The organism is Paraburkholderia sp., assembly GCF_049581445.1.
GTDB lineage: Bacteria > Pseudomonadota > Gammaproteobacteria > Burkholderiales > Burkholderiaceae > Paraburkholderia.
The window spans coordinates 1-2985 of record NZ_JBAURZ010000147.1; the positions used below are offsets into that span (position 1 = coordinate 1).

Here is a 2985-nt window from a genome sequence, read left to right on the forward strand (position 1 = left end):
CGGCTGTCTATGAGTTCGTGAAGAACGACGATGGCAGCGAGCGTCTGGTGATCAACGCGCAGAACTGCGTGCACTGCAAGACGTGTGACATCAAGGACCCGACGCAGAACATCGTGTGGGTCACGCCCGAGGGCGGTGGTGGGCCAAACTATCCGAACATGTGACGGCATAAGTGTACGTCGCGTCTCATGATGCAAAGAGCGTCGCTTCGTGCGGCGCTTTTTTTATCCAGTCCACACCTCAACGCGCCGCCAACGCCTCCAGTCGAGCGCGCACGCTCGCCAGCACTGGAGCCCATGCGCCAATCGCCGGCTGACGGAACAGTTCGACCGAGTCGTACCACGGCGTACGCTGAGTCTCCTTGCCCCAAAACCACGCCGACACGTGGTCGATCATCAAACAGGTCGGCACGCCCAGCGCACCCGAAAGATGCGCCGGCCCGCTGTCGATCGTCACGACCAGATCCAGATTCGCGAGCAACGCCGCGACGTCGTCGAACCCTGCTTCGAACTGCCCGGTCGGATCGACGATCCGGATACTGTGAGCGCGCCACGCCTCAACCGTCGCCGCACGCCCTGGCGACAACGCAAAATAGGTAATGCCCGGCACGGTCAATATCGGCTCGAGTTGCTCGACTGGCACTGAGCGCCGCATATCCCGGTTGTGCTGCGGATTGCCGTTCCAGACCAGCCCGACTTTCGGCCCGACGGCCGCGCTCTGCGCGACTCGCGCGCGCCACAGTTCGGCGCGCTGCGGGTCGGCGCTCAGATAGGCACGGCCCCAGCCCGATGGATCGACCACGCCCAACCGCAGCGGCAAGCTCATCAAGCCACAATGGAAGTCGGGCTTCGTTTCGAGACTCGTTTCAAGCGTCATGCCTTGCGGCAACATGCGTTCGAACAGATGCCGCAGCGGCCCTTCGTGTCCGAGGATCACCCGGCCGCCCTCGCGCTGCGCCCGTTCGGCAAGCAAGGGCAGAAAACGAACCGCCCATAGACAATCGCCATGACCCTGCTCGCCGTATACGACGAGCGTCTTGCCGGCCAGCGATTCACCCTGCCAATACGCGCTAATGGGGGTCAGCGCACGGCGGCCTTCGTTCTGATCGTCAAACGCCATACGCGATTCGTAGTCCACCCAGCCGTCTGCATAACGGCCCGAGCGGATCTCAAGCTCGGACAGATCGAACAGTGCAAGGGCGTTCTGGGGCGAGAGTTCCAGCACTTGCCGCAGCAGCGCTTCCGCTTCGGCAAAGCGCGCCTGTTCCTTCACGCACAGCGCGAGCTTGTGAAGCGGCACCGGATTGCCCGGCACGACTCGCACGGCCTCACGGAGCAAACGCTCGGCTTCGCTGAAATCGTTTCGCTGTTGCACAGCGACTGCCCGCCAGACGAGTGCATTCGCGTTGGCGGCATTCTGCGCTAACAGGACCACCGTTGCTGAATCAACCAGACCCCAGTCACGCACGATGAAAGCCGTTTGTGCAATGGTGGCAAGCAGCGTCGGCTCATGCGAAGGGTCGAGTTGGTACGCGCGCACCAGCGCGGCCAGTGCCTCTCGTTGCTGATCCGATTTATGCCCAGCCGCCTGGAGCAATGTCTGTCCAAACGCGAGCCAGTCGGCTGCGTCGGCCCGCGGGTCAGCAACGCGCGCACGCAGTTGCGCCAGCGCTTCGTCGACGGCTTGGGTATCGGCAATATTGAAGTCTGTCATCTCGACACTCAAGCTGAAACAGTACGACGCGCGTCAGGGCGCGCTTGCCGCAATCTTCGGGGTCGTGACCACGACGTCGCCACATTGCGCGCGATTGCGCAAGGCATGGTCGATCAGCACCAGCGCGAGCATTGACTCGGCGATCGGCGTGGCGCGAATCCCGACACACGGATCATGACGCCCAAACGTTTCGACGACGACCGGTTGCCCTGCCTTGTCGATGGAACGACGCGGCGTGCGAATGCTCGAAGTCGGCTTGATGGCGATCGACACAGTAATGTCCTGGCCAGTGGAGATGCCCCCCAGCACACCGCCAGCGTGATTGCCAACGAAGCCTTCCGGCGTCAACTCGTCGCCGTGCACCGAGCCGCGTTGCGCGACGCTGGCGAAGCCCGCGCCGATTTCAACGCCTTTCACCGCATTGATGCCCATCATGGCGTGCGCGATGTCGGCGTCGAGGCGGTCGAACAGCGGTTCACCCAGCCCAACCGGCACGCCCGAAGCCACGACGTTAATGCGGGCGCCGATCGAATCGCCATCCTTGCGCAACGCGTCCATGTACGCTTCGAGCTGCGGAACGACCTCCGTACTCGCCGCGAAAAACGGATTTTCCCGCACATGCGACCAGTCGACGAAAGGCACGTCGATCTCGCCTAGCGTCGCCATATAGCCACGAATTTGTGTGCCAAAATGTTCGCGCAACCATTTCTTCGCCACCGCACCCGCCGCGACCGTCGGCGCTGTCAGACGGGCCGACGAGCGGCCGCCGCCGCGATAGTCGCGAATGCCAAACTTTTGCCAGTACGTGTAATCGGCATGGCCTGGGCGGAAGGTGTCGGCGATGTTGCCGTAGTCTTTGCTGCGCTGGTCGGTATTGCGGATCAGCAGCGCAATCGGGGCGCCGGTGGTGATACCTTCGAACACACCCGAGAGAATCTCGACCTTGTCTTCTTCCTGACGCTGTGTGACGTGGCGCGACGTGCCCGGCTTGCGGCGGTCGAGTTCCAGCTGGATATCGCCTTCAACCAACGCCATACCCGGCGGGCAGCCATCGATAACGCAGCCTATCGCGGGGCCGTGCGACTCGCCAAAGGTCGTGACGGTGAAAAGCGTACCAAGCGTATTGCCGGACATGAGCGTCGTCCAAAGAGATGCGGGGAGATCGTTATTATGCCAGCGCGCGAGGCGCCGAGGGCCACGCCGGGCTGGCGTTGGCCGAATGGACAAGACGGGACGGCGCGCAGCCGCCCCACCGCTGCTCGCCGTTACTTC

At 63.0% G+C, this 2985-nt stretch carries 3 protein-coding genes; 1 reads left to right on the forward strand and 2 read right to left on the reverse strand.

From position 1 onward, the window contains the following. Positions 1 to 164: 4Fe-4S dicluster domain-containing protein (locus WCA85_RS13830; RefSeq protein WP_424064725.1), on the forward strand; the 164-nt coding region annotated here is incomplete at its 5' end. A 76-nt stretch (positions 165 to 240) separates the two neighbouring features. On the opposite strand, the gene WCA85_RS13835 is transcribed toward WCA85_RS13830, so the two are convergent. Both WCA85_RS13835 and aroC read right to left on the reverse strand, forming a co-directional pair. Beyond that, positions 241 to 1713 carry a tetratricopeptide repeat protein gene (locus WCA85_RS13835; protein WP_424064722.1) on the reverse strand — a complete coding sequence of 491 codons (1473 nt, stop codon included), beginning with the start codon at positions 1711 to 1713 and terminating at the stop codon, positions 241 to 243. Positions 1714 to 1746: 33 nt separating this feature from the next. Further along, positions 1747 to 2847, reverse strand: a complete 1101-nt coding sequence (aroC, locus tag WCA85_RS13840; RefSeq protein WP_424064723.1) for a chorismate synthase — start codon at positions 2845 to 2847, stop codon at positions 1747 to 1749. Positions 2848 to 2985: the final 138 nt, after the last annotated feature.